The organism is Pasteurella sp. WM03, assembly GCF_004570945.1.
Taxonomy (GTDB): domain Bacteria; phylum Pseudomonadota; class Gammaproteobacteria; order Enterobacterales; family Pasteurellaceae; genus Rodentibacter.
Genome location: NZ_SPPO01000001.1, coordinates 333566 through 356458 on the forward strand (window position 1 = coordinate 333566; position 22893 = coordinate 356458).

At 41.1% G+C, this 22893-nt stretch carries 27 protein-coding genes; 5 read left to right on the forward strand and 22 right to left on the reverse strand.

Annotated features, from left to right (window positions below):
* Positions 1 to 71: 71 nt before the first annotated feature.
* From fbaA to E4T92_RS01685, 3 genes are all read left to right on the forward strand, one after another.
* Positions 72 to 1148, forward strand: a complete 1077-nt coding sequence (fbaA, locus tag E4T92_RS01675; RefSeq protein WP_077541619.1) for a class II fructose-bisphosphate aldolase — start codon at positions 72 to 74, stop codon at positions 1146 to 1148.
* A gap of 67 nt (positions 1149 to 1215) precedes the next feature.
* Positions 1216 to 2466 carry an O-antigen ligase gene (locus tag E4T92_RS01680; protein ID WP_135093171.1) on the forward strand — a complete coding sequence of 417 codons (1251 nt, stop codon included), beginning with the start codon at positions 1216 to 1218 and terminating at the stop codon, positions 2464 to 2466.
* Between the two features lie 5 nt (positions 2467 to 2471).
* Entirely contained in the window at positions 2472 to 3506 is a 1035-nt protein-coding gene (locus tag E4T92_RS01685) for a glycosyltransferase family 9 protein (RefSeq protein ID WP_135093250.1), read from the forward strand.
* On the opposite strand, the gene E4T92_RS01690 is transcribed toward E4T92_RS01685, so the two are convergent.
* Entirely contained in the window at positions 3456 to 4121 is a 666-nt protein-coding gene (locus tag E4T92_RS01690) for a YitT family protein (RefSeq protein ID WP_135093172.1), read from the reverse strand. The genes E4T92_RS01685 and E4T92_RS01690 overlap by 51 nt on opposite strands.
* Positions 4122 to 4312: 191 nt before the next feature.
* Between E4T92_RS01690 and E4T92_RS01695 the strand changes: the two genes are divergently transcribed.
* Complete coding sequence (locus E4T92_RS01695; RefSeq protein ID WP_135093173.1) at positions 4313 to 5851, forward strand: YjjI family glycine radical enzyme; 1539 nt, start codon at positions 4313 to 4315, stop codon at positions 5849 to 5851.
* A gap of 237 nt (positions 5852 to 6088) precedes the next feature.
* Here the strand turns inward: E4T92_RS01695 and nhaC are convergent, their stop codons facing one another.
* On the reverse strand, positions 6089 to 7489 hold the full coding sequence (gene nhaC / locus E4T92_RS01700; RefSeq protein WP_077541627.1) for a Na+/H+ antiporter NhaC: 1401 nt from the start codon (positions 7487 to 7489) through the stop codon (positions 6089 to 6091).
* 120 nt (positions 7490 to 7609) lie between these two features.
* Complete coding sequence (locus E4T92_RS01705) at positions 7610 to 8668, reverse strand: ornithine cyclodeaminase (RefSeq protein ID WP_135093174.1); 1059 nt, start codon at positions 8666 to 8668, stop codon at positions 7610 to 7612.
* A gap of 141 nt (positions 8669 to 8809) precedes the next feature.
* Here E4T92_RS01705 and E4T92_RS01710 point away from each other — a divergent pair, with 141 nt between their 5' ends.
* The gene (locus E4T92_RS01710; RefSeq protein WP_135093175.1) at positions 8810 to 9238 is read left to right on the forward strand and encodes an Lrp/AsnC family transcriptional regulator; all 429 of its coding nucleotides are present in this window, start codon (positions 8810 to 8812) and stop codon (positions 9236 to 9238) included.
* Positions 9239 to 9309: 71 nt separating this feature from the next.
* Here the strand turns inward: E4T92_RS01710 and E4T92_RS01715 are convergent, their stop codons facing one another.
* From E4T92_RS01715 to E4T92_RS01800, 19 genes are all read right to left on the reverse strand, one after another.
* The gene (locus tag E4T92_RS01715) at positions 9310 to 9906 is read right to left on the reverse strand and encodes a cytochrome c3 family protein (protein WP_135093176.1); all 597 of its coding nucleotides are present in this window, start codon (positions 9904 to 9906) and stop codon (positions 9310 to 9312) included.
* A gap of 12 nt (positions 9907 to 9918) precedes the next feature.
* On the reverse strand, positions 9919 to 10362 hold the full coding sequence (locus E4T92_RS01720; RefSeq protein ID WP_077541633.1) for a nitrate reductase cytochrome c-type subunit: 444 nt from the start codon (positions 10360 to 10362) through the stop codon (positions 9919 to 9921).
* A gap of 5 nt (positions 10363 to 10367) precedes the next feature.
* Positions 10368 to 11231, reverse strand: coding sequence for a quinol dehydrogenase ferredoxin subunit NapH (gene napH / locus E4T92_RS01725; RefSeq protein WP_135093178.1), 864 nt, complete (start codon positions 11229 to 11231; stop codon positions 10368 to 10370).
* On the reverse strand, positions 11231 to 12037 hold the full coding sequence (gene napG, locus E4T92_RS01730) for a ferredoxin-type protein NapG (RefSeq protein WP_135093179.1): 807 nt from the start codon (positions 12035 to 12037) through the stop codon (positions 11231 to 11233). The genes napH and napG overlap by 1 nt, the downstream gene beginning before the upstream one ends.
* Before the next feature lie 109 nt (positions 12038 to 12146).
* On the reverse strand, positions 12147 to 14630 hold the full coding sequence (gene napA / locus E4T92_RS01735; RefSeq protein ID WP_135093180.1) for a nitrate reductase catalytic subunit NapA: 2484 nt from the start codon (positions 14628 to 14630) through the stop codon (positions 12147 to 12149).
* A gap of 36 nt (positions 14631 to 14666) precedes the next feature.
* Positions 14667 to 14948 (reverse strand): chaperone NapD, encoded by a 282-nt coding sequence (locus tag E4T92_RS01740; RefSeq protein WP_077541641.1) that lies wholly within the window; start codon positions 14946 to 14948, stop codon positions 14667 to 14669.
* The gene (napF, locus tag E4T92_RS01745; RefSeq protein ID WP_077541643.1) at positions 14941 to 15453 is read right to left on the reverse strand and encodes a ferredoxin-type protein NapF; all 513 of its coding nucleotides are present in this window, start codon (positions 15451 to 15453) and stop codon (positions 14941 to 14943) included. The genes E4T92_RS01740 and napF overlap by 8 nt, the downstream gene beginning before the upstream one ends.
* A 323-nt stretch (positions 15454 to 15776) precedes the next feature.
* A complete protein-coding gene (locus E4T92_RS11355; protein ID WP_228063522.1) occupies positions 15777 to 15989 on the reverse strand; it encodes an Arm DNA-binding domain-containing protein in 213 nt (70 codons plus the stop codon).
* A 742-nt stretch (positions 15990 to 16731) separates the two neighbouring features.
* Entirely contained in the window at positions 16732 to 17040 is a 309-nt protein-coding gene (locus tag E4T92_RS01755) for a BrnA antitoxin family protein (RefSeq protein ID WP_135093181.1), read from the reverse strand.
* Between the two features lie 21 nt (positions 17041 to 17061).
* Entirely contained in the window at positions 17062 to 17376 is a 315-nt protein-coding gene (locus E4T92_RS01760) for a helix-turn-helix domain-containing protein (protein ID WP_077494724.1), read from the reverse strand.
* Positions 17377 to 17386: 10 nt separating this feature from the next.
* Complete coding sequence (locus E4T92_RS01765) at positions 17387 to 17719, reverse strand: type II toxin-antitoxin system RelE/ParE family toxin (protein ID WP_077494723.1); 333 nt, start codon at positions 17717 to 17719, stop codon at positions 17387 to 17389.
* A 531-nt stretch (positions 17720 to 18250) separates the two neighbouring features.
* A complete protein-coding gene (locus tag E4T92_RS01770) occupies positions 18251 to 20443 on the reverse strand; it encodes a DUF927 domain-containing protein (protein WP_135093182.1) in 2193 nt (730 codons plus the stop codon).
* Positions 20431 to 20886, reverse strand: coding sequence for a hypothetical protein (locus E4T92_RS01775; protein WP_135093183.1), 456 nt, complete (start codon positions 20884 to 20886; stop codon positions 20431 to 20433). Before E4T92_RS01775 ends, E4T92_RS01770 begins: the two co-directional genes overlap by 13 nt.
* On the reverse strand, positions 20879 to 21043 hold the full coding sequence (locus tag E4T92_RS11020; RefSeq protein WP_158074617.1) for a hypothetical protein: 165 nt from the start codon (positions 21041 to 21043) through the stop codon (positions 20879 to 20881). Before E4T92_RS11020 ends, E4T92_RS01775 begins: the two co-directional genes overlap by 8 nt.
* Entirely contained in the window at positions 21036 to 21572 is a 537-nt protein-coding gene (locus E4T92_RS01780; protein WP_135093251.1) for a hypothetical protein, read from the reverse strand. The genes E4T92_RS11020 and E4T92_RS01780 overlap by 8 nt, the downstream gene beginning before the upstream one ends.
* A complete protein-coding gene (locus E4T92_RS01785) occupies positions 21559 to 21738 on the reverse strand; it encodes a hypothetical protein (RefSeq protein ID WP_077544088.1) in 180 nt (59 codons plus the stop codon). Before E4T92_RS01785 ends, E4T92_RS01780 begins: the two co-directional genes overlap by 14 nt.
* Positions 21731 to 22069 (reverse strand): hypothetical protein, encoded by a 339-nt coding sequence (locus E4T92_RS01790; RefSeq protein WP_077544089.1) that lies wholly within the window; start codon positions 22067 to 22069, stop codon positions 21731 to 21733. Before E4T92_RS01790 ends, E4T92_RS01785 begins: the two co-directional genes overlap by 8 nt.
* Positions 22062 to 22262: a hypothetical protein gene (locus tag E4T92_RS01795; protein WP_077544090.1), complete on the reverse strand. Its 201-nt coding sequence runs from the start codon at positions 22260 to 22262 to the stop codon at positions 22062 to 22064. The genes E4T92_RS01790 and E4T92_RS01795 overlap by 8 nt, the downstream gene beginning before the upstream one ends.
* Positions 22263 to 22591: 329 nt before the next feature.
* A complete protein-coding gene (locus E4T92_RS01800) occupies positions 22592 to 22891 on the reverse strand; it encodes a hypothetical protein (protein WP_135093184.1) in 300 nt (99 codons plus the stop codon).
* Between the last annotated feature and the right edge of the window lie 2 nt (positions 22892 to 22893).

Sequence of the window (22893 nt, forward strand, 5' to 3'; positions counted from 1 at the left end):
ATGATGATGGTGTGTGTTAAATGACATACACCATATAAAAGTTCTTAACATTTAAAGAAGGAAACAACAAGATGGGTTTATTAGATATTGTAAAACCGGGTGTATTGACCGGTGAAGATGTGCAGAAAGTGTTTGCTTATGCAAAAGAGAATAATTTTGCTATTCCGGCAGTAAACTGTGTAGGTTCGGATTCCGTGAATGCGGTATTAGAAACGGCGGCACGCGTAAAAGCCCCAGTGATTGTTCAATTTTCTAATGGTGGTGCGTCTTTCTATGCGGGTAAAGGTATCAAACCTGCATCAGGTACTCGTGCCGATGTATTAGGAGCGATTGCCGGTGCGAAACATGTTCATACTCTCGCAAAAGAATACGGTGTGCCGGTTATTCTTCACACTGACCACGCTGCGAAAAAATTACTTCCATGGATTGATGGTTTGTTAGAAGCAGGTGAAAAACATTTTGCTGAAACCGGTCGTCCATTATTTTCTTCTCATATGATCGATTTATCTGAAGAGCCAATGGAAGAAAATATGGCAATTTGTCGTGAATATCTTGCTCGTATGGATAAAATCGGGATGACTCTTGAAATTGAAATCGGTATCACCGGTGGTGAAGAAGACGGCGTAGATAATTCAGATGTGGAAGAGTCTAAACTCTATACCCAACCTGAAGACGTATTATACGTTTATGACCAATTAAATCCGGTCAGCCCGAACTTTACTGTTGCGGCGGCATTCGGTAATGTACACGGTGTTTATAAACCGGGTAATGTGAAATTAAAACCGTCTATTCTAGGGGCATCACAAGAATTTGTGGCAAAAGAACGTAATCTTCCGGCTAAACCAATTAACTTTGTATTCCATGGTGGATCAGGTTCTTCTCGTGAAGAAATCCGTGAAGCAATTGGTTACGGTGCAATCAAAATGAACATTGATACTGATACGCAATGGGCAGCTTGGGATGGTATCTTAAACTTTTACAAAGCAAATGAAGCTTATTTACAAGGTCAATTAGGTAACCCTGAAGGACCGGACGTACCAAACAAAAAATACTATGATCCACGTGTTTGGTTACGCAAAATGGAAGAATCTATGTCTAAACGCCTAGAACAGTCTTTCGAAGACTTAAACTGTGTTGATGTTTTATAATCCACAAAAATAGCATAAAATACAACCGCACTTTCTAGTGCGGTTTTTTATATTTGAGTGATGATTTATGCAGATTTCAAAACAGAATTTTCTCCCCTTTTTAGCTAACTTTGGTATTAGTGCTTTCTTTTTATCTGTATTGACTTTTAAAGGTGGGCATAATTTTGCTCCATTCTTTTTAATGGCTTTAGGGATTGGTTACGGTATTTATGGGCTAATTAAAAAGTTTAAATGGAATTTATCTCAAGAGGATAAATGGCTGATTTATAGTTATATTTTTTATTTTTCTGTCTTTGTCCTTTCCTTTTTGGTGAATGATGAAAAGGGAAGAGTGCTAGATAATCCAAGCCGTGCAATTTTATTAATTCCGACTTTAGTTTTATTGTTAAGAATACCGTTAAAGTTATGTGTATTGATTTATGCCATCCCTTTAGGCTCGGTGATTGTCGGGCTTGTCGCTCTTTATGATAAATTTATTTTGCATAGTCCTATGGCGTATTCCCCCCGTACAATGCAAATTCAAGGTGGTGATATTGCCATGTCGTTAGGCTTGTTTAGTCTTGTGATTGGGCTTTATTACTGGCAAAACTCTCAGAAAAAAATCACCGCACTTTGTATTCTTGCCTCATTTTTCGGTATCTTAGGTAGTATTCTTTCGACCGCTCGTGGGGGCTGGGTCGCATTGCCGATTATGCTGATTGTGATGCTATGGATTTACCGTCATTCACTTTCAAAAAAATTCTTCCTTGGGGTGATTAGCTTGTTTGTTATCGCCCTTGTTGGTATCAGTCAAATGCCAAATAGCCGAATGATGGAGCGTTTTTCTTTAATTCATACTGATATTGCTAGCTATGAGAAAAACAATGCCAATACATCGCTTGGGCTACGTTTTGACATGTGGAAAAGTGCGGTTCTAATGATAAAGGAAAAACCAATTTTCGGATGGGGAGAGAAAGGCTCGATAGAAAAGCGTAAGCAAGATGTTCAAGGGAATGTGGTAACTGGAAATATTGGGCAATTCGATCATGCTCATAATCAGTATCTTGATGATTTTTCTAAACGGGGTGTGATTGGATTTATTGCTTTGCTAGGGGTTTTACTGGTGCCGTTGTATCAATTTAAACGCAATTTAAATAGTGCCTCTTTTGATGTTAAATTAGTGGCGACTTTAGGCACAGTACATATTCTTTCAATTATGATTTACTGTTTAAGCCAAGGTTTTTTAACACATAATTCCGGTAATATTTTCTATCTTTTATTAACCGTTGTGTTTTATGCGATGTTAAGGCAAGCAGAAAAAACACAAAATTTGGAGTAATAATGATGAAAAAAATGTTGCTTATTCGTAATGATAAACTCGGTGATTTTATGCAGGCATGGCCGGCTTTCGCTATGCTGAAAGCGTCAAATCCTTCACTAAGACTAACCGCACTTGTGCCGAGTTATACTGCACCACTTGCAGAAATTTGTCCTTATTTGGATGATGTGATTATTGATAGTAAAAAAGACGACAAAGCAGATTTTAACCGCCTTATTCATGAGATCAGAAGAAGAAACTTTGATGCCATAATCAGTTTTTTTTCCAATACGCATAATGCTAAATTAGCTTGGAAAAGCGGGATTAAATATCGCCTCGCTCCAGCAACAAAAGTGATTCAATTTCTTTATAATCATCGCCTCACACAACGCCGTTCCCGTTCAGAAAAATCGGAGGCGGAATATAATCAGGACTTAGTACGGGCATTTTTAAAAAAATACAATATGCCGATTATTGAGCCAAAACCACCCTATCTTGTGTTAGATAAAAGTGCGGTTGAAAATCAGCGTGTTTTTTTACAAGAAACCTTGGGGCTTTCAGCGAAGAAGAAATGGCTTTTTGTGCATAGCGGTTCAGGAGGCTCGGCAACGAATCTCTCGCTTGCTCAATATGCCGAACTCATTCAAGGACTACTCGCGGTGCTTGATTGTCAAATAGTGTTGACCGCCGGCCCGGGTGAAAGTGAGCAAGCTCATGAACTGGCACAATTAGTGAGCGATTCACGCGTGGTTATTTATGATAAAAATAAAGGGTTGGTTGATTTTGCCCATTCTTTAGCTTGTGCCGATTTATTTATTGCCGGTTCGACAGGGCCGTTGCATTTAAGCAGTGCCTTTAATCTTCCAACGGTAGGGTTTTATCCCAATAGCCGTTCCTCTCAACCAAGGCGTTGGAAACCGATTAACGATTTGGATAAGCACCTCGCATTTTGTCCGCCTGCCGGTAAAGAAACACAAATGAATTTAGGCTTAATTTCAATCCCACTGGCATTAACGAAGATCATTCCTTTCATTCAACGAGTGTGGCAGGTGGGAAATTAAACGAAGATAGCCCTGTACAATCCAACCAATTCCGGTGGCGAATATGAGTGTGCCAATCCCTACGGTGCCACCGAGGATAAAGCCTAATAGACAAACAGATACTTCAAGGGTTGTACGAACAATACCCACATTTAGCTGAAAACGTTGGCATAATCCCACCATTAAGCCGTCCCGAGGTCCTGCCCCCAAATGACAGCTGAGGTAAAACGCTGTGCCTAATCCATATAACGAGATCCCAGCAAGACCAAAGGCGATCCGTCCTGAAAGTGCGGTCGGTGGTGGTAAAATTTTTGTGGTCAGCCCTAGAAAGAAAGCGATTACAATCATATTTAAAATTGTGCCTAACCCAAAACGCAGCTTTAACGGTAGCCAGGCAAGCATCACAATGCAACTGATAAAAAATGATGACCAACCTATGCTGATTTGAGTTTGTAACGCTACCCCTTGAGAAAGCACCGTCCAAGGCGTTGATCCTAACCCTGAAAGTACAATTAATCCATCACCTATCCCTAAAGTAGCCAAGGATAAGATTAAAACCAATAAAGTTGAGAAATTTGCAGACCACAAGGAACTTGCCGCCCAACGAGGATAGGGAAGAACTCGGGATTTTTTCATAAATTACCTAGAGGGAGAAAAGATTACTATGCTACTGGAAACAGATTAAAACGAAAATATTTTAATGCCATATTATATAACAGAATTGATTTTCCTTATTCTTGATAATGTGATCTAAGTCACATTCTTAAAATTGCCTTACTAGAAGGGCTGAACTACAATACCCCATCTTTTCTATTCAGGTAAATATTATGCTTGCTTCACTTCAAGATATCCTCGATACCGTTAAAGCCAATAACCTTACTTATCACCAAAAATTAATGATGCTGGGCAATATTGCCGAGCGTCTGTTTGATCCAAGAGCACTACTTGGTTACACCGATGAAGAGTGGGGCTTTTTGCAGAATCAAATGATTTGTGATTTATGCGAAGGTTACGCCATTTATCGTCCACGCTATATTTTGCCGGATTACAATGTGTATATTCAAAAAGGTTGTGAGTTTTTAGAATTACCGCCACCAAAAGATCTTGATGAAGTGCTTGATGGCTTGCTTATTCTTTACTCTCATGTGCCTTCCATTACGACCTATCCGGTTTATGTGGGTCGGCTAGATGTATTGCTTGATCCCTTCATTACGGATGAAGAAAAAGACTACATCAAAATCAAACGCTTCTTGAATCATATTGATAAAACTGTGCCGGATTCTTTTTGTCATGCCAATATTGGTCCCTATGATACCAAAGCTGGTCGCCTGATTTTACGGGCAGTGATTGAGCTTGAAGCACCTACGCCAAATATGACAATCCGCTATGATAAAACAAAAACAAACCGTGAATTTGCCGAACTTGCGGCAAAAGCCTGTCTGTTAGTTTCTAAACCTTCTTTTGCCAACGATGCTTACTATATCGCTGATTTAGGCGAAGAATATGGCGTGGCAAGTTGTTACAATGCACTGCCTGAATGTGGCGGAGCTTATACATTAACGCGTTTACGCCTTGGCACTATCGCCCGGGCTTGCAAAAGTGTGGATGAAATGGTGAATGAATTATTACCACGTGTTGCGAAATGCGCTCTTTCTACAATGGATAAACGCCATAAATTTGTGGTAGAAGAAAGCCACTTTTTTAACAGTTCGTTTTTAGAAAAAGAGGGTTTCATTAAACGTACCAATTTTACCGGTATGTTCGCGATTGTCGGATTAGCGGATGCGGCTAACCATTTGTTGCAGTGTGAAGATTTAAATGAAACCTTTGGGAAAAGTAAACGGGGAGATGAAATTGCCACTGCCATTATGGATAAACTGAAGGAAATCACTGAGGAGCATGAAGGTGTGTATGCCGAGCGTACCGGCAACCGCTATTTATTACATGCGCAAGTAGGGGCAAGTAACCATGAGGAAGATAAACGCAACGCGCCGGCACATCGTATTCGTGTAGGTGAAGAGCCAACATTACTTGCTCATCTAAAACAATCCGCCCCATTCCACAAGTATTTCCCATCAGGTACGGGAGATTTATTTGCTTTCGACCAAACCTACGTAGATCATTGCGATGCGGTGGTGGATATTATTGATGGCGCTTTTTCTTTAGGCTATCGCTATATTACAACCTATTTAAAAAATACGGATTTAATTCGTGTAACAGGCTATTTAGTGAAGAAAAGCGAAGTGGAAAAATACCGTAAGGGCGAAGTTACATTACGTGATACCACTTGGTATGGGTCAGGTACGGATGAATGTGCTCAGGTATTTGATCGCCAATTGCGTGATGAACAAGATGTGGAGGCTTAGCGTAAAAATAAATGAAAAGAGCGGTTAATTTTGACTATTTTTCAGTACTATGTAGCAAATGCATAAAATAGAAATCTCAACGATATGTAGGGACACACTGCGTGTGTCCGTTATAAAATCAGGTTATTTCAATATGTTATAAGCGGACACACACTGAGTATGTCCCTACAAGCTCCCCCAGATTTGTGCAACTGCTGCATAATACAGACATTGAGTATTCCTTGGGGCTTGTGCGTTTTATTCTATTCTTTCAATTTTAATATTAAATAGGGCAAACATCATTGCCAGCAGAGGAACGGTATAATTAAAAACAGCATAAGGTGCATATTCAAATGCGCTGACTTGGAGCATAGAGTAAGCATAGACGCCACAAGTATTCCAAGGTACAAGTACAGATGTCACCGTGCCGCCGTCTTCTAAAGCACGAGAGAGGTTTTTAGAATGTAATTTCCGCTCTTTATAGGCGGTCACATACATTCTGCCGGGTAGTAGAATAGAAATATATTGCTCAGAAGTTGTACAATTTGTCACCACTGAAGAAAAAATCGTCGCAATAATTAACATACTGGCATTGCGGGCAAAATGCAAAATCGTTGAAACGACTGATCTCAGCATTCCTGTTTGTTCAGCAATTCCGCCAAAGCTCATTGCGACAATCGTGAGTGAAATGGTGTACATCATTGACTCAATTCCACCGCGATTAAACAGTGTATCAATAATTTCATGCCCGCTTTGAATTTTAAACCCATCGTGCAAAGTTTTAACAGCCGTTCCTACATCACTACCTTGTATAATAACGTGGCAGAGTGTACCAAGCAGTATGCCAATCGTTAATGCCGGAATAGCAGGAATTTTTTTCATCACTAACAATACAACGATCACCGGTACAAGTAATAACCAAGGACTAACAACAAAATTTTGGGTAATATTTTCCATAACATTCTGTATATGGGAAAGATTGGTATGCGAAGTATCAAATTGCATCCCTATATACAAATAGAAACTTAACGCAATAAGATAAGCCGGCAATGTTGTAGTTAGCATATGTTTAATATGCTCAAATAAATCAGTACCTGTAATCCCAGAGGCAAGATTGGTAGTATCGGAAAGTGGCGACATTTTATCACCAAAATAAGCGCCTGAAATCACTGCTCCCGCAACCATTGGGGTAGGAATCCCAATACTTAAACCAATACCAATTGCAGCGACACCGATTGTTCCCATTGTTGACCAAGAACTTCCTATAGAAAGTGTGACGATCCCACAAATAATACAAATCGTGAACAAAAATAATGAGGGCGAAATCAGTTTTAAACCATAATAAATCATGGTTGCAACAATGCCACCACCTAACCAAGCACCGATAGTCAATCCGATCATTATGATGATCACGATGGCGGGGAGAGCCATTTTAATCCCCCGGTAAATCCCCTGTTCAATAGTATCCCAACGATAACCAAATTTCATGGCGACTAATGTAGCTGTAATCGCACCAATAATTAAAGGAACATGTGGCGAAGCCTCAAATTTAATAATAGAAACTGCCATTGCAACCACCATCACAATAACCGGCAGTAATGCATACAGGAAAGGGATATTGATTTGTTGGTTTGATGCTTGAAATTTTGTATTTGACATACAGACCTCCTCCTGAGAAGTACAATTCAAGTAGAAGAATTGTACTTTTTCATAAAAACATAATTGTGTTTAATACATCATTACAGGTTTCCTTATTATCTAACTGACATTTTAGAATGATTAAAGGTTTACATAATCTGTAAGATAACTAAATAAGTCTTTTGGATCTTTCAAATCCGGAGTAAGAGACAATAGATGCGATAAACCCAGTTTTATCACTGTATCATTCATATATCGAATAGCTGAAAAATCTTCAATAGCAAATCCAACAGAATCAAATAAAGTGATCTCCCCCTCTAACTGTCGGGCTGATTCTCCTTTTTGGAAGACTTCAAATAATGGCGTCACAGGAAAATCGGCCGGCATATTTTGTAATTCTCCCTCAATTCGAGTTTGAGGTTCAAATTCAACAAACACACGAGCATTTTTCACTACATCCACATGTAATTCCGTTTTATTGATATTGTCCCCTCCTACGGCATTAATATGCATGCCTGCTTCAATCATTTCCAGCGTGATAATGTTCGCTTTTGAATATTCAGCAGTGACAGTCGTAATAATATCTGCGTTCTTGACTGCCTCCGCCACAGTATCAAAAATCTCAATTTTTAATGAGGTATTCGCTAAATTTCCGGCGAGTTTTTCACTGGCTTTTCGATCAATATCAAATAAGGCTAATTCTTCAATACCAAGCAAATGATGAAAGGCAAGCGCCTGAAACTCACTTTGACAGCCATTGCCAATAATAGCCATTCGTTTACTATTTGGACGGGCAAGATATTGAGCCGCAAGCACTGACGTTGCTGCAGTACGCAAAGCGGTAGTCAGGGTAAATTCACTAATCACATCAGGTTGTCCCGTATCATTACTGATCAAAGCACCAAAGGCTAAAATGGTAGAAAGCCCTTCATTAGGGTTTTTAGGGTGACAATTTACATATTTAAAACTGTACTGCTGTTGATTCGCGATAGGCATTAATTCTAATACCCCGTCTGAAACGTGATGGGAAATTCGAGACGTTTTATCAAAAGCGTCCCAGTTGAGGTAATCCTCTAAAATATAGTCCCTCATTCCTTCTAGCGTTTCCTTAATACCTTGACGCTTAATAATATTAGCAATGTCTTGTGGGCTAATGATAATGGTTGGCAAACTTCCTGAAATAGTAGATGGGTATGACATAACTTTTCTCCTTTTGGTTAATAAAATATTAATGAATTGTTATGACAGCCCTAGTGTGCAAGATTTTTCTATTAATTAAAATAGTGAAATATGCTAATGTTTTAGCAAAATTTAATCATTTTGTTAGGGAGAACTTGCATTATGTCAATTTTGGACGAAACCAATCAAAAATTATTGAGTCTATTACGGGAAAATGCGAGATACTCCATTGCCTTTTTAGCAAAAAAATTAAACGTTTCTCGGGCAACCGTAGTGAACCGTATCGCACGACTTGAAAAAGAAGGTATTATTTTGGGTTATAGGGTTGAGCTTCACTCCACCGTAGAATCTAACGGCATTAAAGCTTGGACAACCGTGATGGTCGATGGTGGTGCAACGTCAGAGGTTGTTCAAACCCTTCGAGGTGAGCCTTGTATCAATGCCATTTATGATACTAACGGACGTTGGGATATTCTTATTGAACTTATCGCTCCGTCATTGGAAGAACTGGGACAAACATTAGAACGAATTCGCTCAATTAAAGCGATTAGTTCTTCTGAAACCTATATCCATTTGAAACGTTACGTTTAACGAAAAAAATCGGCACAAACGTGCCGATAATTCATGAAGTGCGGTCAAAATTTTGTTTATTTTGCCTGAAATTATTTTTTGAAACCGGATTCCACTTCGCGCATATCCGGCAATTGGTGTGCGATCCCTTTATGGCAATCAATACAAGTTTTCCCTTCTGTTTTGATTTTTTCATGCATTTTGGCAGCAACAGGACGTTGTTCGCTAAAATTCATTCTCTCCACATTATGGCAATTACGACACTCTTGGGAATCATTGGCTTTCATTCTTGCCCACTCTCTTTCTGCCATTTCCAAACGATGCTCGTTAAATTTCTCTAACGTATCGACTTTTCCGGTATAGTGCGCATACACTTCTTTCGCCGCAATGATTTTTCGTTTCATTTTTGGCCCAAACTCGTGTGGTACATGGCAATCCGGACAGCTTGCCCCTACACCGGTGCGGGTTTGATAATGCACGCTGTGGAGATATTCGGGGTAGGCATCATTCATATGGCAACTTGCGCAGAATTGTTCGGTATTCGTTTTCTCTAAACCATAATTGAACCCTACCCAAGATAAAATGCCGCCAATGAAAGCCAAGCTAATGATGGTTCCCACCGCAAGACGGCTCGGTTTACGAAACCAATGCCAAAAGCGTACGATGAAATTTGGTTTTTTCTCTGACATAATCCTTCCTTCTTAGTTACCGTAGCCTTTCATCGGTTTGAAATCATTTGGTACGATAGGATCGACATTTGATTGAGAAACGTGGCACTGTAAGCAAAAATAACGGCGTGGCGATGAGCTGGAACCAATGTTTCCGTCACGATCCATAAAGTGTGTTGGGCTGATTCGGGTTGCCCCGCTTAAACGTGAGTTTTCCGGACTATGGCAGTTTAAACACTGGTTCACATTTTTCGTCACTTGATAATTGGCAACACTATGAGGAACCATAGGTGGCTGGTTTACATAATTGAGCGCAGGCAGTTCGCTATGGCGTGGTGAATTGTGGAATTCCGGTGCAATATTTTCCGGTGATTGAGTTAAATCTTTCCCTACCGGTTGAACCTCTGTTGCCATCAATGAACCGGCAAAAAGTGCGGTCATTAATCCGATTAAAATTTTAGATACCTGTTTGGTCATATTAATCACTCCCCTGAATGATCGAATCGAGTCGAAAATTTAAATACTTTTTCAGCGCAAACATCAATACAGCGTCCACAGCTGATACAATCTTTGGAAAGCACGAGTAGGCTTTCGTCTTTTTTTCCGTGTAAAGGTGAACGTAACACTTGGGGTTCGGGGCAGACATTGTAGCAGTCCATGCAATGATCACATTTCGTGCGCTCAATCACTTTAACTCGGATGAGACTTTTTGCACCGATTAAACCATACATTGCCCCAATTGGGCATAAATGGCCACACCAACCGTGTTCGACAATCAATAAATCAAAAAGAAAAATGACTATAATTAACCAAGCTGTCGCACCAAATCCAAAGACAAAAGCACGCCCTAATGCCGCAACGGGATTAATCCATTCCCACAATAGCATTCCGCTTGTCGCACTGCCGACTAAAATCATCGTTAAAATACCGTAGCGTAACCCTCGTGAAAGCTTTGCCGTTTGGCGAATACCGAGTTTACGGCGTAACCATGCTGCGCTATCCGTCACGACATTTAGCGGACAAACCCAACCACAGAAAACTTTACTCCCCAAAACGGCGTAGCAAAATACAATAATTGCCGCACCGATTAACGTCAGCACATCAGGTAAATGCCCTGTTGCAAGGCTTTCGGCAGTAATTAAGGGATCACTTAAAGGAATCGTATCAAACAGCAGGCTACCACTGTAATTACCTTTTAAGATCCACACGCCGAAATAAGGGCCGCTTAAAAACATCGCCAGAATGCTGAATTGGCTTAAACGTCGCCAAAATAAAAAGCGGTTGACATACCACCATCCCCATTTTTGGCGAGCCTCTCTGCCGGCATGTTTAGGTACATTCGCCATTATTTTACCCCTCCCAAAATGGGAGCTAACACAGGCTCAAGCGGCTCGGACGTTGCCATATTTTCAGGCATTCTCGTTGGTACAGAAATTATTGCTTCCGGCGAAAGAGAATGACCGGCTTTCGCCTTTTCTTCCCAACCTAAACGGTAGTGTTTCCCTAACATGCCTTTTGCCAGTTCCATTGGTAAAACCTTAATTGCCGCTTCTTCCAACACACAGGCTTGTTCACATTTTCCACAACCGGTGCAGGCATCGGAATGCACTGTCGGAATGAATAAAGCATGTTTATCCGAACGGGGATTATGTTGTTTTTCCAATGTAATTGCTTTGTCGATTAATGGGCAAACCCGATAGCACACATCACAACGCAACCCTTGCCAGTTGAGGCAGGTTTCGTGGTCTAATAGCACGGATAATCCCATACGGGATTCGTTAATATCCGTTGCATTGCGGTCTAACGCACCACTTGGGCAAACATGTGCACAGGGAATATCAGGGCACATTTCGCACGGTTTATCCCGAGCAATAAAATAGGGTGTCCCTGCTTCTACCGGCGACAATAGCGATGCCAAATGCAACATATCGTAAGGGCAAGCCTGCACGCATTGACCACAGCGAATACAGGAGGCTGAAAAGGCTTTCGCATCCTGTAATGCAAAAGGAGGACGCAGTGGTACGCCTTCTCGTGCCAAACTTTGGTTTTGTTGTAACCCCAATAAAATCCCCACGCCGACAAGCCCTCCCGTGGTTCGGGCGGTTTCCTTTAAGAATCGTCTGCGTTCAGGATTAAGTTTGGGTGTCTTCATTTTCTTTTTAATTATTAACCGCACTTTTCTCACTCATATTGTGCAATGCTTTGCATTCCCATAAATGAGAGAAAGGCAAGATAAAGTGCGGTTGATTTTGACATCATTTTTATGCTGCCTTTTCCACTTTTACCGCACATTTTTTGAAGTCGGTTTCTTTTGAAATAGGATCAGTAGCGTCAAGCGTAAGCACATTGGCAAGCTGACCTGCATCAAAGAAAGTAGTGAAAACTAACCCTCGTGGCGGCTTATTACGTCCCCGAGTATCTAAGTGTGAAATCATTTCACCACGACGAGATGAAATCTTAATTTTATCACCATGACGTAGTCCTCTCGCTTCGGCATCAAGCGGATGCATCCACACTAAGTTATTTGGAAATGCACGATGTAATTCCGGTACACGACGAGTCATAGAGCCGGTATGCCAATGTTCAAGCACTCGACCGGTTGATAGCCATAAATCAAATTCTGCATCCGGTGATTCCGCCGGCGGCTCATAAGGCACAGCAAGGATAATCGCTTTTTTGTCCGGATAGCCGTAAAAAGCAACACCTTCCCCTTCTTTGACATAAGGATCGTAACCTTCACGATAACGCCATAAGGTTTCTTTTCCATCTACTACCGGCCAACGTAATCCACGGGCTTTATGGTACATCTCAAACGGTGCTAAATCATGACCGTGACCTCGACCAAATTCGGCGTATTCTTCAAATAATCCTTTGTGTACGTAGTAACCAAAATGCGCTGATTCGTCGTTTAATTGCCCCTCGGCAAGTTCACTTAATGGGAATTTATCCACTTGTCCGTTTTTGAATAGCACGTCATATAACGTTTTTCCGCGATATTCCGGCATTTGTGCAAGTAATTCTTCCGTCCACATTTCATCTGTTGTGAAGTATTTGGCAAATTCCATTAATTGCCACAAGTCGGATTTCGCTTCTCCCGGCGCTTTCACTTGTTGACGCCAGAATTGAGTGCGACGCTCTGCATTACCGTATGCCCCCTCTTTTTCCACCCACATTGCCGTAGGAAGGATTAAATCGGCGGATAACGCAGAAACCGTTGGATAAGGATCGGAAACTACGACGAAGTTACCTTCTTTACGCCAGCCGGGCAAACGATCCGCATTGATATTTGGCCCCGCTTGCATATTGTTGTTACACATTTGCCATAATACGTTCATTTTACCATCGTGCATTGCACGATCCTGGGCGATAGTATCCAGACCAACTTTTTCGGAAATTGTCCCTTTTGGTAGTTTCCAAATACGTTCTGCCGTTTCACGGTGTTTTGGATTGGTTACCACTAAATCTGCCGGTAAACGGTGTGGGAAAGAGCCCACTTCACGAGCCGTACCGCAAGCAGAAGGTTGACCGGTTAGAGAGAAGGGACCACAGCCCGGGATTGAAATTTTACCGGTCAGCAAATGAATGTTATAGATCAGATGGTTCGCCCACACACCACGGGTATGTTGGTTAAAGCCCATTGTCCAAAAAGACACGACTTTTTTATTTGGATCGGCATAAAGTTTTGCCAGATTCTCAAGTTGGGTTTTATCCACACCGGACATTTCTGCCACTTTTTCAAGGGTATATTCCGATACCAATTGTTTTAATTCTTCAAATGAAGAATCGTGCATTTTACCTGCGGTTTTACGGTTGGTGTCTTTCTCTAACGGATTTTCAGGACGTAAACCGTAACCGATATTGGTTTCACCACGTTTAAATTTAGTGTGTTTATTAACAAAATCCCAATTAATTGCATTATTTTGAATGAGATAGTTAATGATGTAGTTCATAATGGCTAAATCGGTTTGCGGTGTAAACACCAAACCGTGATCGGCAAGCTCAAAACTACGATGTTCAAAAGTGGAGAGTACGGCAACTTTCACATCAGGATTCGAAATGCGGCGATCTGTAATACGAGACCACAAAATCGGGTGCATTTCCGCCATATTGGAACCCCAAAGTACAAACGCATCGGCACGTTCAATATCATCATAGCAACCCATTGGTTCATCCATACCGAAAGTACGCATAAATGCAACAGCCGCAGATGCCATACAGTGACGGGCATTCGGATCGACGTTATTAGAACGGAAGCCGGCTTTCCAAAGTTTGTTTTTGGCATAGCCTTCCCAAATGGTCGATTGACCGGAACTGAACATTCCCACCGCATTTTGACCATTTTTCTTAAAGGCTTCTTTGAATTTTTCAGCCATGGTTTTAAAGGCAATATCCCAAGAAACAGGGGTAAAATCCCCATTCTTGTCGTATTTTCCGTTGGTCATCCGCAACATTGGTTGTGTTAAACGATCTTTACCATACATAATTTTTGGTAAGAAATAACCTTTAATACAATTTAAACCACGGTTAACTTCTGCATCCGGATCACCTTGGGAAGCAACAACCCGCCCATCTTTCGTACCCACTAACACAGCACAGCCTGTTCCACAAAAACGGCATACGGCTTTATCCCACTTAATTTCAGGTTCAACCGCAATCACATTCTTGACCGGAATAGTTAATCCCGCTGCGGTTGCCGCAGCTATCGCCGCATTGGCTTTCATAAAGTCTCGACGACTTAAACTCATTGTATTCACCCCTCGTAACAGATTGAATTTATCAATTTATTCATTTTGCTCATCTTGTTCGTGATAAACCAACGACACATTAATCACACCATCAATATCCTTCACACTTTCTATTTTATCCAGTAGAAGATGCGGATCGTGCGACTGCATCACCACGACAAGTTTTCCCATTTTTTCATCAAAAACAGGGATTTCCGTATGTTCAATCATGGAAAGTGCGGTCTGAATCGCCGCTAATTTTTCAGGATTTCCTTGCACAATCAGCCCAACAACGTGCCAATCCTGCTCATTTTCCAACGTTAAATTCATTTTATTCATTTTTTACAATTTTAATTGCACGCACAGGGCAGCTTTGCAAACAAGCACCACAGCCATTACAAATCTCTGCATCAAACAAAGGTTGTGCAACACGACCTATCTGTAAACGAAACCGAATGGCATTCATTGAGCAATTATCTTGGCATGAGCGACATTCAATACGATTATGTGTTAAGCAATTCTCATTAATCATGATTTTGTGTCCCCAAGGCCTATCCTCCAATGAACGAAAAATAGGTTGCTCACAAGCCTCAACACATTTTTGACAAAAAGTGCATTCGCCATTTTCAAACCTAACCTCAGGAAAACCGTCATCATCTTTTACTAGAATATGCGTTTCACAAACGGCAAAACAGTCCCCACAACCTGTACATTGTTGAGTAAATTCAGCATTATTTATCGACCATGGCGGACGTATCACTCCAGAGCAATCCTTATTTTTCTGAGACTGTGTTAAAAATCTACCTCGTAAAAATTGTCTGCGTGGTAAGTTTTCAACAACCATTTTACTCGCCTTATATGAATGATTTATGCCTAAACTCAGGTAGTGAATTATGTGGTTTATCACAAAAAGATAGAAACTACCTAAAAGAGGTAAATAAATAAAAAAGTGAACTTTTATTGTGATAGATCAAGAAAATGCGCGAATATGGCCAATTTATGACATCATTTTCTCAGCGAAAAGAAAAGTTTCGGGTTTTAGGCTGATTGAAACGCCTACCGAACTTGAATTAACAATATATCTTATTGATAACTAACAAAATAGATATTCACAACATTATCGCGGGTACTATTTTTTCCTGCACCATAATACCCTATTAAAAAGGCTTAGAATGTAGTATTTACAACTGCAACCGTTGAATATTTTTTTACGCGTTTTTTGTTTATGGGGTGAGTATAAATAAACCGCCAGAATTTAGTCCCGTTTGGTTTAACCAATAAATAAAAATTATCCCTATCGGCAAATAATTGTTCTTTATATGTCGGTTTGATTGATTGAATGTATGAATCCGTAAATTTTTTTAGAAAATTTCTAGCCATCGTTTAAGCCCTAATGAACAAAAGACTACCGCTTTTTGTTCCCTCGCTTTAGCCCTCTTATAAAGAGGGAACAGAAAAGCGAACAATGACAAACAATAACGAACGAAACAAAAGAAAAATTTTTAATATGCTGTTTTTACTATGTTTTTTGACAAAAAAGACGTTATTTGACGGGTTAAACGGTCCCTACCGGACTTGAATTAAGAGTCTAACCAATTGATTTAATTAATACTCAATTAACCAATCTTGATTTCGTACTACTAAACGTACTACTAAAATCAAAAGTCACCCATTAAAACGATTATTATTTATACAATTTCACCAACCGTAAAAGATAGGGTATCAGTCAATGGCGATCACCCTAATTGCGGAGTCGTGGTTTTCGGCAGTTTTTGGAATTTCCAGTCATCATCATCTTCTTTGCAAAATTCAATTGGGTGTTCGTGTTATACGAATGCCTCAATCGTGGTCATAATGACCATAGATAATATCTCCTCAAATTTGAGGGCATTAAATTTTCCCTCGCGCGCGCGCGTACTGCTCCCGAAATTCCAATAGATAAAAAGGCTATAAAAACTGTAATAGCGATAAAACAGCGTTCCCCAAGCGGTATTTGAGGCTTTTTCTCTGAACTTTTTATCCGCCCTCCCCAAGTAAAAATCGGCTTGGCTCTCGCGCGCACGCGCGTACTGGGTACGAAATTCAATAAAAAAGGCTCAATGCGCTGCACTAAGCCTTTGAATTATACTGTTTTGATGTGATTCAATAACACTTCATTGATCCGAGTTTGCCAACCTTGCCCTGTTGCTCTGAACGCTTGGATAACTTCAGGGGATAATCTTAACGTGATAGATTGCTTAGTCGGTGCTTTCTGCTTTCCTCTCCCTGCTCGAATTTTCCCTTGCTGTTCCATCTCTTTTTGGTGGTTTTTTACCATTGCCATAAACTCAGGGGGCATAACCTCTACTAAAGGTTTAGCAAGCGCAAAATCAGCCTCTGTCAATTCTCTAACTTCGCCATCTGCATTAATAAGCGGTTCTCTGTGTTTCATATCTTTTCAGCCCTCGCTTATCTATACCCTTGCTAATTCTTCAAAAATCTGCGGTGAACGTTCCACCATTCGCAATAATAGCATTGCTTGCTGATTAGGCTTGCTTTTGCCTTGCTCCCATCCTTGATAGGTTCTCACGCTTGTTCTTAATTTTTGGGCAAACATTGATTGAGATAGTTTTAGGCTTTCCCGGATTGCTTTGATTTCGCTTGCTTTCATCTCCAGCGGTTCGGGACGGTTTAGTGTGTAACTAGGTAATTCAATTTCGCCTTTTTGGTGTGCTTGAATTTCTTTCAAGCCTGTCATCAACTCATTAAATAAATTTCTTTTTGTCATTCTCTAGTCCTCACTGTTTTTTAATTTCTTCAACGACTGCCCTCAATGCTTTGCGCTGCTCATTGCTCAAGTCGTCCATTTCGCTTTTTTGGTAAGCGGTAATCAAGTAAATATTTGCTTTGTTATCTTGATAATAGTAAATCACTCTCGCCCCACCTCGCTTGCCTTTGTTGCGTGTGCTATCGGCTATTCTTACTTTACGAAGTCCGCCCAATCCTTGAATTAAATCGCCTTTCTCCGGGCTTTCTAATAGCTCATTTTGAAAAACCCTATATTCATCATCACTAATATATTCTGCACGATATTTAGAAAAGGGTGTTAATTCCACAAAGGTTAGGTTCATTTTTTAGCCTTATACTTGATTTGCGTACATTATACGCAAATGGCGTATAGTAGGCAATGTTATTTGATAAGATTTTACCTATGAATCAATCTAAGACTTTCCACCACATAAAAAATAAAAAAGTGTATATATAATAGAAAAATGCTGGACACAGTGGACACACTGGACACAGCTTTTAAAATCAAGGAGTTAAGGAACGTTTTTGTGTCCAATGCACTGGACACGGCTGGACACAAACTGGACACGGGAGAAAAATGCTTATTTTTTGACTGGACACAAAAGCCCTGAAATTGGACACAGAAAGGCTATTTTTGGACACAAAAAGGGGTAATTTGGACACGCTATTTTTTATAAGATATTGATATATTTATATTTGCTTAGTTTTGTGTCCAGTGTGTCCACTATTTTTTAATTCATCTACACACGGAAAAAATTTTTTCATTCATTTTTCGTTGATGGATAAAAAAAGAGCAAATCATTTCTGATCTGCTCTTTGTTATTTGATAGTCCGTACCTTTCAAAATGGGCTTTTTATTCCGTTTCTTCGCTTTCCTCGTCCTCGTTTAAGATTTCCAGTACATAACATCGGATAGTTTTCCCCCCGCTCATTGTTCTCGGAAGTCGATTTAGATATTTACGCCCCTTATCTTTACCTTGAATCAACATTCCCGCACCCAATAAGATTTCACTTGCCTGTTTCTCATTAAAACCTTTGATAACATCTTCAAGATAAACCTGTGGGAAAACCCAATATCGATCGCTTTCTTGGGGTTCTTTGCTGTCGGCAAGCTGGCGATAACCTGCCGTATCTCTCGGCTCTTGTTGGTTATGATTAAAGGGAAATTCAATAAACCTTGCGCCATTTCGCAATAACCATCCATTCACCTGTTCAATAATCTGTTTTTCTTCCCTTGAATGTAGCCCGTACTCGTTCACCCATTCATTAAAACTGTGTAAAAGTGCGGTCTGATTTTCCGCAGTTTTCCAACCAGTAAAAGGGCTTGCCAGTTGTAGGGCAGTTTCCAGTATGGCAAATCGACCTGCCACCCGTTTAACCTGTGGACTGGCGTCATTGGGTAGCATTGCTTGCCATTGCTCCGCATAACGTTGATATTCAGCCACCACCGCTTGTTTATTTTCCAATAGCCACATAATCCACGCTTTGCCCATTGCGCCATAATAACGCTTTGTCATGGCATTTAAATGGTCTGCATGGGCTTTACCATTGCCAAAATGATAAAACGTACTGGCGGGCTGAATAGGGATATTTAACAAGCGCACTAATTGCCCCGCATTGGTTCTGATGTTGTCCTGTTTGAGATATAACTCTAAATCTTGCTCACCGGTGGAAAAGGCAAGAATGCGCCAGCGGTTTAGCTCTCGGTTTCCGCCTTCCTTTGCCCCTTGGATTTTCCCTACGCCATTAAATAACGCGTAAGCGGTCTGTTCTACGTGCTTTTTACTTGCCCCTTGTCCGATTTCATCAAGGGGAATAAAGCCGTCATTTCGTGCGGCTGCCTCGTTAATTAAGCCTAGGCTGGTGCCGTTCCATGATAACCGGATTAAATCAGGCTCGCCATAAATTGAACTGGCAATATTGGCTATCGTGGTTTTCCCTGCGCTGGATTTTCCGAACAGGTGAACGCCAAAACTTTCCGCCCCAATCAAGCCAATCAAAGGCGCAGCCAACGAACACGCCACACCCAACATCATAGAATGATTGCCTTCGAGATATTGCCCGATTTCTTGTTGCCAGTCGCTTAACGTGCCTTTGGCTTGATAGCCTGCGGTGGTGGCTGATTTGTTGTTGAAGTAAACGGGCTGATTCGGTTTCCCCAACACTTCACCATTCGGCAAAATATACGCGTTAAAATCCGCCTGCCAGCCTGTTTCATTCACAATCTGATAAATCGGCTTGTCTTGTGTATCTTGGAGATAATCCGCGAGGTGCGGTTTCAAACGTTGGCTATTGGTGAGCCTAACGCCCTTTTGCTTGAGCAGTTGCCAGCCCGCACGCTCACCAATTTCCGCCCACGGGAGAGCGATTAAAGTCGGTTCGGTTTTGCCCTGCGCTTGGAAAGAGAGCATAGAAAAGTAATCACTTTCGGAAATGCCTACGCCCACTACATCCACACAATCCGCCAGCCATTCGCATTTATCGACCATTTCGCCGGTGTCTTTGTCTAACTTCGGAACAACCCTAAAAAGCCCCGCTATGCCGTTTTCCTTGCGTTTTTCGGTGTAAGGTTGATGATTATCTCGGGTTGATTCGCAAATGAGCTGAATTTCACCGTGATAAGTTTCGCCCTTGCGTATGCGCTGAATATATCGGCTTACATCTTCAATCATCTGCAAGGCTTCATCACAATACATCACATTTTCGGCTGCCGTATGTGTGGCAAGATTCAAATAAACCGCTTCTAAAACTTCCGTGTCTAACGCATTGCCACCATTTGCCCGAATTAAACGAACATAACGGGCGTTTTTCGGGGCAATTCGCAATGATTCAATAGATTCTAAGGCTTTATCGTCCACCACCACACAAGGCGATTTACGGGCGTTTTCGCCTAAGGCATTTTCAAGGTCGATTTCAACCGCACTTTTACCCGATTCATCAATATGCTTGGCAATCTCCCACGCCTGCAAGCCTAAGCAAATCGTGATTTCTGTTTCGCCTGTTTGGTCTTGGACTTTCACAAAAGGGGCGTTTTTTAGTTTAGCCATTGTTGCCCTCCTGTTTCACTCGCTGTGCGCTTTTCTATTTGAGCAAGGGCAATCTGTGCTTCTTGAGATATTAAAGCGATATTGGCGCGCAGAAAGCCTAATACAGTGAATTTCATTAAATCTTGCTGGATTTCTTCTGCACTTAAATTCGCCAACACATCATCTACATTGTGAACGCCTTTGCGTGCCGGCATTGATTGAATTAGCCATTTCTCCACATAATGACAATCAGCCACCACCGCACGCAGATAGTCATCATAGCCTTTCATCTCGGTATCAACGGGAATAAGTGTCTCCCTCATGGTGTCAAAAAGTGAAAACAGGGCAGAAAATGCCATCGCTTTATCTTCCATAGCACAGGCTAACGCCTCTTTCTCCTGTTCGGAATAGTCCGACCAATCTAACTTTTCTTGTGAAGGATTAGATTTTGTTGTTTTAGCCATTGCTTACCCCTTGTTTTTTAATCACCACCGCTTGATAGACTTCATCATTCAAGGCTTTTTCTGATAGGCTTAACGCTTCCGCCAGACTGCTTACCGTACCGAGTATGATGGGCTTTTGTTGGCTATATCCGACAACTTGATAATTTACCTTACTCATTCGATACCCCTTGCAACTTCTCATTTTCAACGCGCTCGATATTGAGCCGGTCTATTTGTTCAATCACCTCATTGAATTTATAAATCAAATAGCCGTTGGCTTGATTGAAGTCTTTCAACGTGCCGGCATTGTCTTTTGTGAGGTTTGCACCTTGGGATTTCGCCAGCGCATTAAATAACTTTCCACCCGCCTTTAACCGTTCCACTAAATCCGCCATTTCCGACCGCATTTTTAGCTTGTGGTGGAAGTTATCGGGGTAAACGTCCAAACATCGCTTGTTACTCTCTAAAATCAGCTGAAATTGGCGGTTAATTTGCGCATAGGCGAACGCGAGGGGAGTAAGTGATAATTTCCCCTTGCCTTTTCCTTTAGTCGTTTCTTGCGTTTCCTGTTGCGTTTTTGGGGTTTCCTTAATTTGAGGAGACCGGCTATCGGTCTGATTCATTTCACGGACAAAACGATTGATTTTCTCTTGCTGGTGGTTTGCTTTCCATTGCTCAAGCTGTTTCATCGGGTTAGTGGGTTTCATCATTTCCCCCTGTGTGCTTAATTTCCACCGCCACAACATCACGGTAGCTAAAATCATCTCTGTTTGATTCAACGTAGGCTTTGATTTTTTCTGCCCGTGCAAGGGTGACGCCTTCCGCACAAATAAACGTGCGCCCGTCTTGATAGTGTAGGGTGACGTTATTCATTGCCTTTGCCTCCCTTCATATTGCTAAGGTGAAATTCGGCATTGCCTGCACTATCTCGTAACGCATTGAGAAGATAAGCGTTCGCTTGGATTAATCCGCCTAAGTGTCTCACGGTGGCATTGTTTAAGGCTTGGTCGTTAAAATTCTGCTCTTTCTCATCAGCAAAAATGCCTAAGTGTTCCATCATCTTGCCTACGGCAAATAACCCATATTCAATCGATTCGCAAAGATATTCGCTTTCATTGCGGATAGCCTCTAGGCTTTCTTTGGTGGTGTCGTCTCTATCGACTTTTTCAAATAAAATATTTTGAATAGCGTTATGTTTAAGCATTGTTCACCTCCATAGCTAAAGGTGAGCGAGCAATAGAATGATGTTTCGGGTTGATTTGTCCTATTGATATTAATACATAATCCCGTGCAAAGAATTGATAGGCTTTCGCGTAGGTTTCTGCGGTTACGCGTAAAAGGGTAAGTTTGGTTTTGTCGTAGTGTTGGCGTGAAATGCCACAGAATAGATAGATCATTGATGATAGCTCCAATTGTTAAATTTGGAAACTACCGCTAAACTTTCCTACGGTTTGGGCGGTAGCGTAACGGGGTAGGAAATATCGCCACAATTGGAAAGCGATCAGCCTTTCGGCTGCCCGTTACACTACCATTGAGAACAAGCCTATTGGCTTATTTTAGGTGTGTGGGTGCTACAAACAAAAATAACACGGTTCAAAGGCGTGTTACTGTTCGCCAATTGCTAAATTTTCGAGTTTCCTACGCTCGGCAATCTCTTTTTCAGACTGCCTTTTTACTCTATGCCTATCGTGGGAAAGTGTCAAGCGGTAAATTTATGAATTTAGGTTTAGTTGTTTTTTAACGTTAAGATAAAATCCGATAATGCTTTTAGAAAATCGGGTGATAACCATAGAAAAAAAGCTATAGCAACGCCCACGCCACAAGACTTAAAAAAGAATTTTAAGCCTGCGGATATTTCTAATCCTGCTTTATCTGCGCCGTTTTCACTCATATTTCCCCCTATACTCACTGTTGCTAATAAGTTGCTAATAAATCGCACAATGCTGTAATTTGGCTCGGTTCTGTTCTCACTGTGCGGAATTGAAAGCTCTGAATGGTTGGTTATTCGGGGCTTTTTTCTTGCCATTC

Bases quoted from the DNA above. Each gene is read 5' to 3' on its own strand.
- fbaA (WP_077541619.1), top strand. From the start codon at position 72: ATGGGTTTATTAGATATTGTAAAACCGGGTGTATTGACCGGTGAAGAT.
- E4T92_RS01680 (WP_135093171.1), top strand. From the start codon at position 1,216: ATGCAGATTTCAAAACAGAATTTTCTCCCCTTTTTAGCTAACTTTGGT.
- E4T92_RS01685 (WP_135093250.1), top strand. From the start codon at position 2,472: ATGAAAAAAATGTTGCTTATTCGTAATGATAAACTCGGTGATTTTATG.
- E4T92_RS01690 (WP_135093172.1), bottom strand. From the start codon at position 4,121: ATGAAAAAATCCCGAGTTCTTCCCTATCCTCGTTGGGCGGCAAGTTCC.
- E4T92_RS01695 (WP_135093173.1), top strand. From the start codon at position 4,313: ATGCTTGCTTCACTTCAAGATATCCTCGATACCGTTAAAGCCAATAAC.
- nhaC (WP_077541627.1), bottom strand. From the start codon at position 7,489: ATGTCAAATACAAAATTTCAAGCATCAAACCAACAAATCAATATCCCT.
- E4T92_RS01705 (WP_135093174.1), bottom strand. From the start codon at position 8,668: ATGTCATACCCATCTACTATTTCAGGAAGTTTGCCAACCATTATCATT.
- E4T92_RS01710 (WP_135093175.1), top strand. From the start codon at position 8,810: ATGTCAATTTTGGACGAAACCAATCAAAAATTATTGAGTCTATTACGG.
- E4T92_RS01715 (WP_135093176.1), bottom strand. From the start codon at position 9,906: ATGTCAGAGAAAAAACCAAATTTCATCGTACGCTTTTGGCATTGGTTT.
- E4T92_RS01720 (WP_077541633.1), bottom strand. From the start codon at position 10,362: ATGACCAAACAGGTATCTAAAATTTTAATCGGATTAATGACCGCACTT.
- napH (WP_135093178.1), bottom strand. From the start codon at position 11,231: ATGGCGAATGTACCTAAACATGCCGGCAGAGAGGCTCGCCAAAAATGG.
- napG (WP_135093179.1), bottom strand. From the start codon at position 12,037: ATGAAGACACCCAAACTTAATCCTGAACGCAGACGATTCTTAAAGGAA.
- napA (WP_135093180.1), bottom strand. From the start codon at position 14,630: ATGAGTTTAAGTCGTCGAGACTTTATGAAAGCCAATGCGGCGATAGCT.
- E4T92_RS01740 (WP_077541641.1), bottom strand. From the start codon at position 14,948: ATGAATAAAATGAATTTAACGTTGGAAAATGAGCAGGATTGGCACGTT.
- napF (WP_077541643.1), bottom strand. From the start codon at position 15,453: ATGGTTGTTGAAAACTTACCACGCAGACAATTTTTACGAGGTAGATTT.
- E4T92_RS11355 (WP_228063522.1), bottom strand. From the start codon at position 15,989: ATGGCTAGAAATTTTCTAAAAAAATTTACGGATTCATACATTCAATCA.
- E4T92_RS01755 (WP_135093181.1), bottom strand. From the start codon at position 17,040: ATGAAACACAGAGAACCGCTTATTAATGCAGATGGCGAAGTTAGAGAA.
- E4T92_RS01760 (WP_077494724.1), bottom strand. From the start codon at position 17,376: ATGACAAAAAGAAATTTATTTAATGAGTTGATGACAGGCTTGAAAGAA.
- E4T92_RS01765 (WP_077494723.1), bottom strand. From the start codon at position 17,719: ATGAACCTAACCTTTGTGGAATTAACACCCTTTTCTAAATATCGTGCA.
- E4T92_RS01770 (WP_135093182.1), bottom strand. From the start codon at position 20,443: ATGGCTAAACTAAAAAACGCCCCTTTTGTGAAAGTCCAAGACCAAACA.
- E4T92_RS01775 (WP_135093183.1), bottom strand. From the start codon at position 20,886: ATGGCTAAAACAACAAAATCTAATCCTTCACAAGAAAAGTTAGATTGG.
- E4T92_RS11020 (WP_158074617.1), bottom strand. From the start codon at position 21,043: ATGAGTAAGGTAAATTATCAAGTTGTCGGATATAGCCAACAAAAGCCC.
- E4T92_RS01780 (WP_135093251.1), bottom strand. From the start codon at position 21,572: ATGAAACCCACTAACCCGATGAAACAGCTTGAGCAATGGAAAGCAAAC.
- E4T92_RS01785 (WP_077544088.1), bottom strand. From the start codon at position 21,738: ATGAATAACGTCACCCTACACTATCAAGACGGGCGCACGTTTATTTGT.
- E4T92_RS01790 (WP_077544089.1), bottom strand. From the start codon at position 22,069: ATGCTTAAACATAACGCTATTCAAAATATTTTATTTGAAAAAGTCGAT.
- E4T92_RS01795 (WP_077544090.1), bottom strand. From the start codon at position 22,262: ATGATCTATCTATTCTGTGGCATTTCACGCCAACACTACGACAAAACC.
- E4T92_RS01800 (WP_135093184.1), bottom strand. From the start codon at position 22,891: ATGGCAAGAAAAAAGCCCCGAATAACCAACCATTCAGAGCTTTCAATT.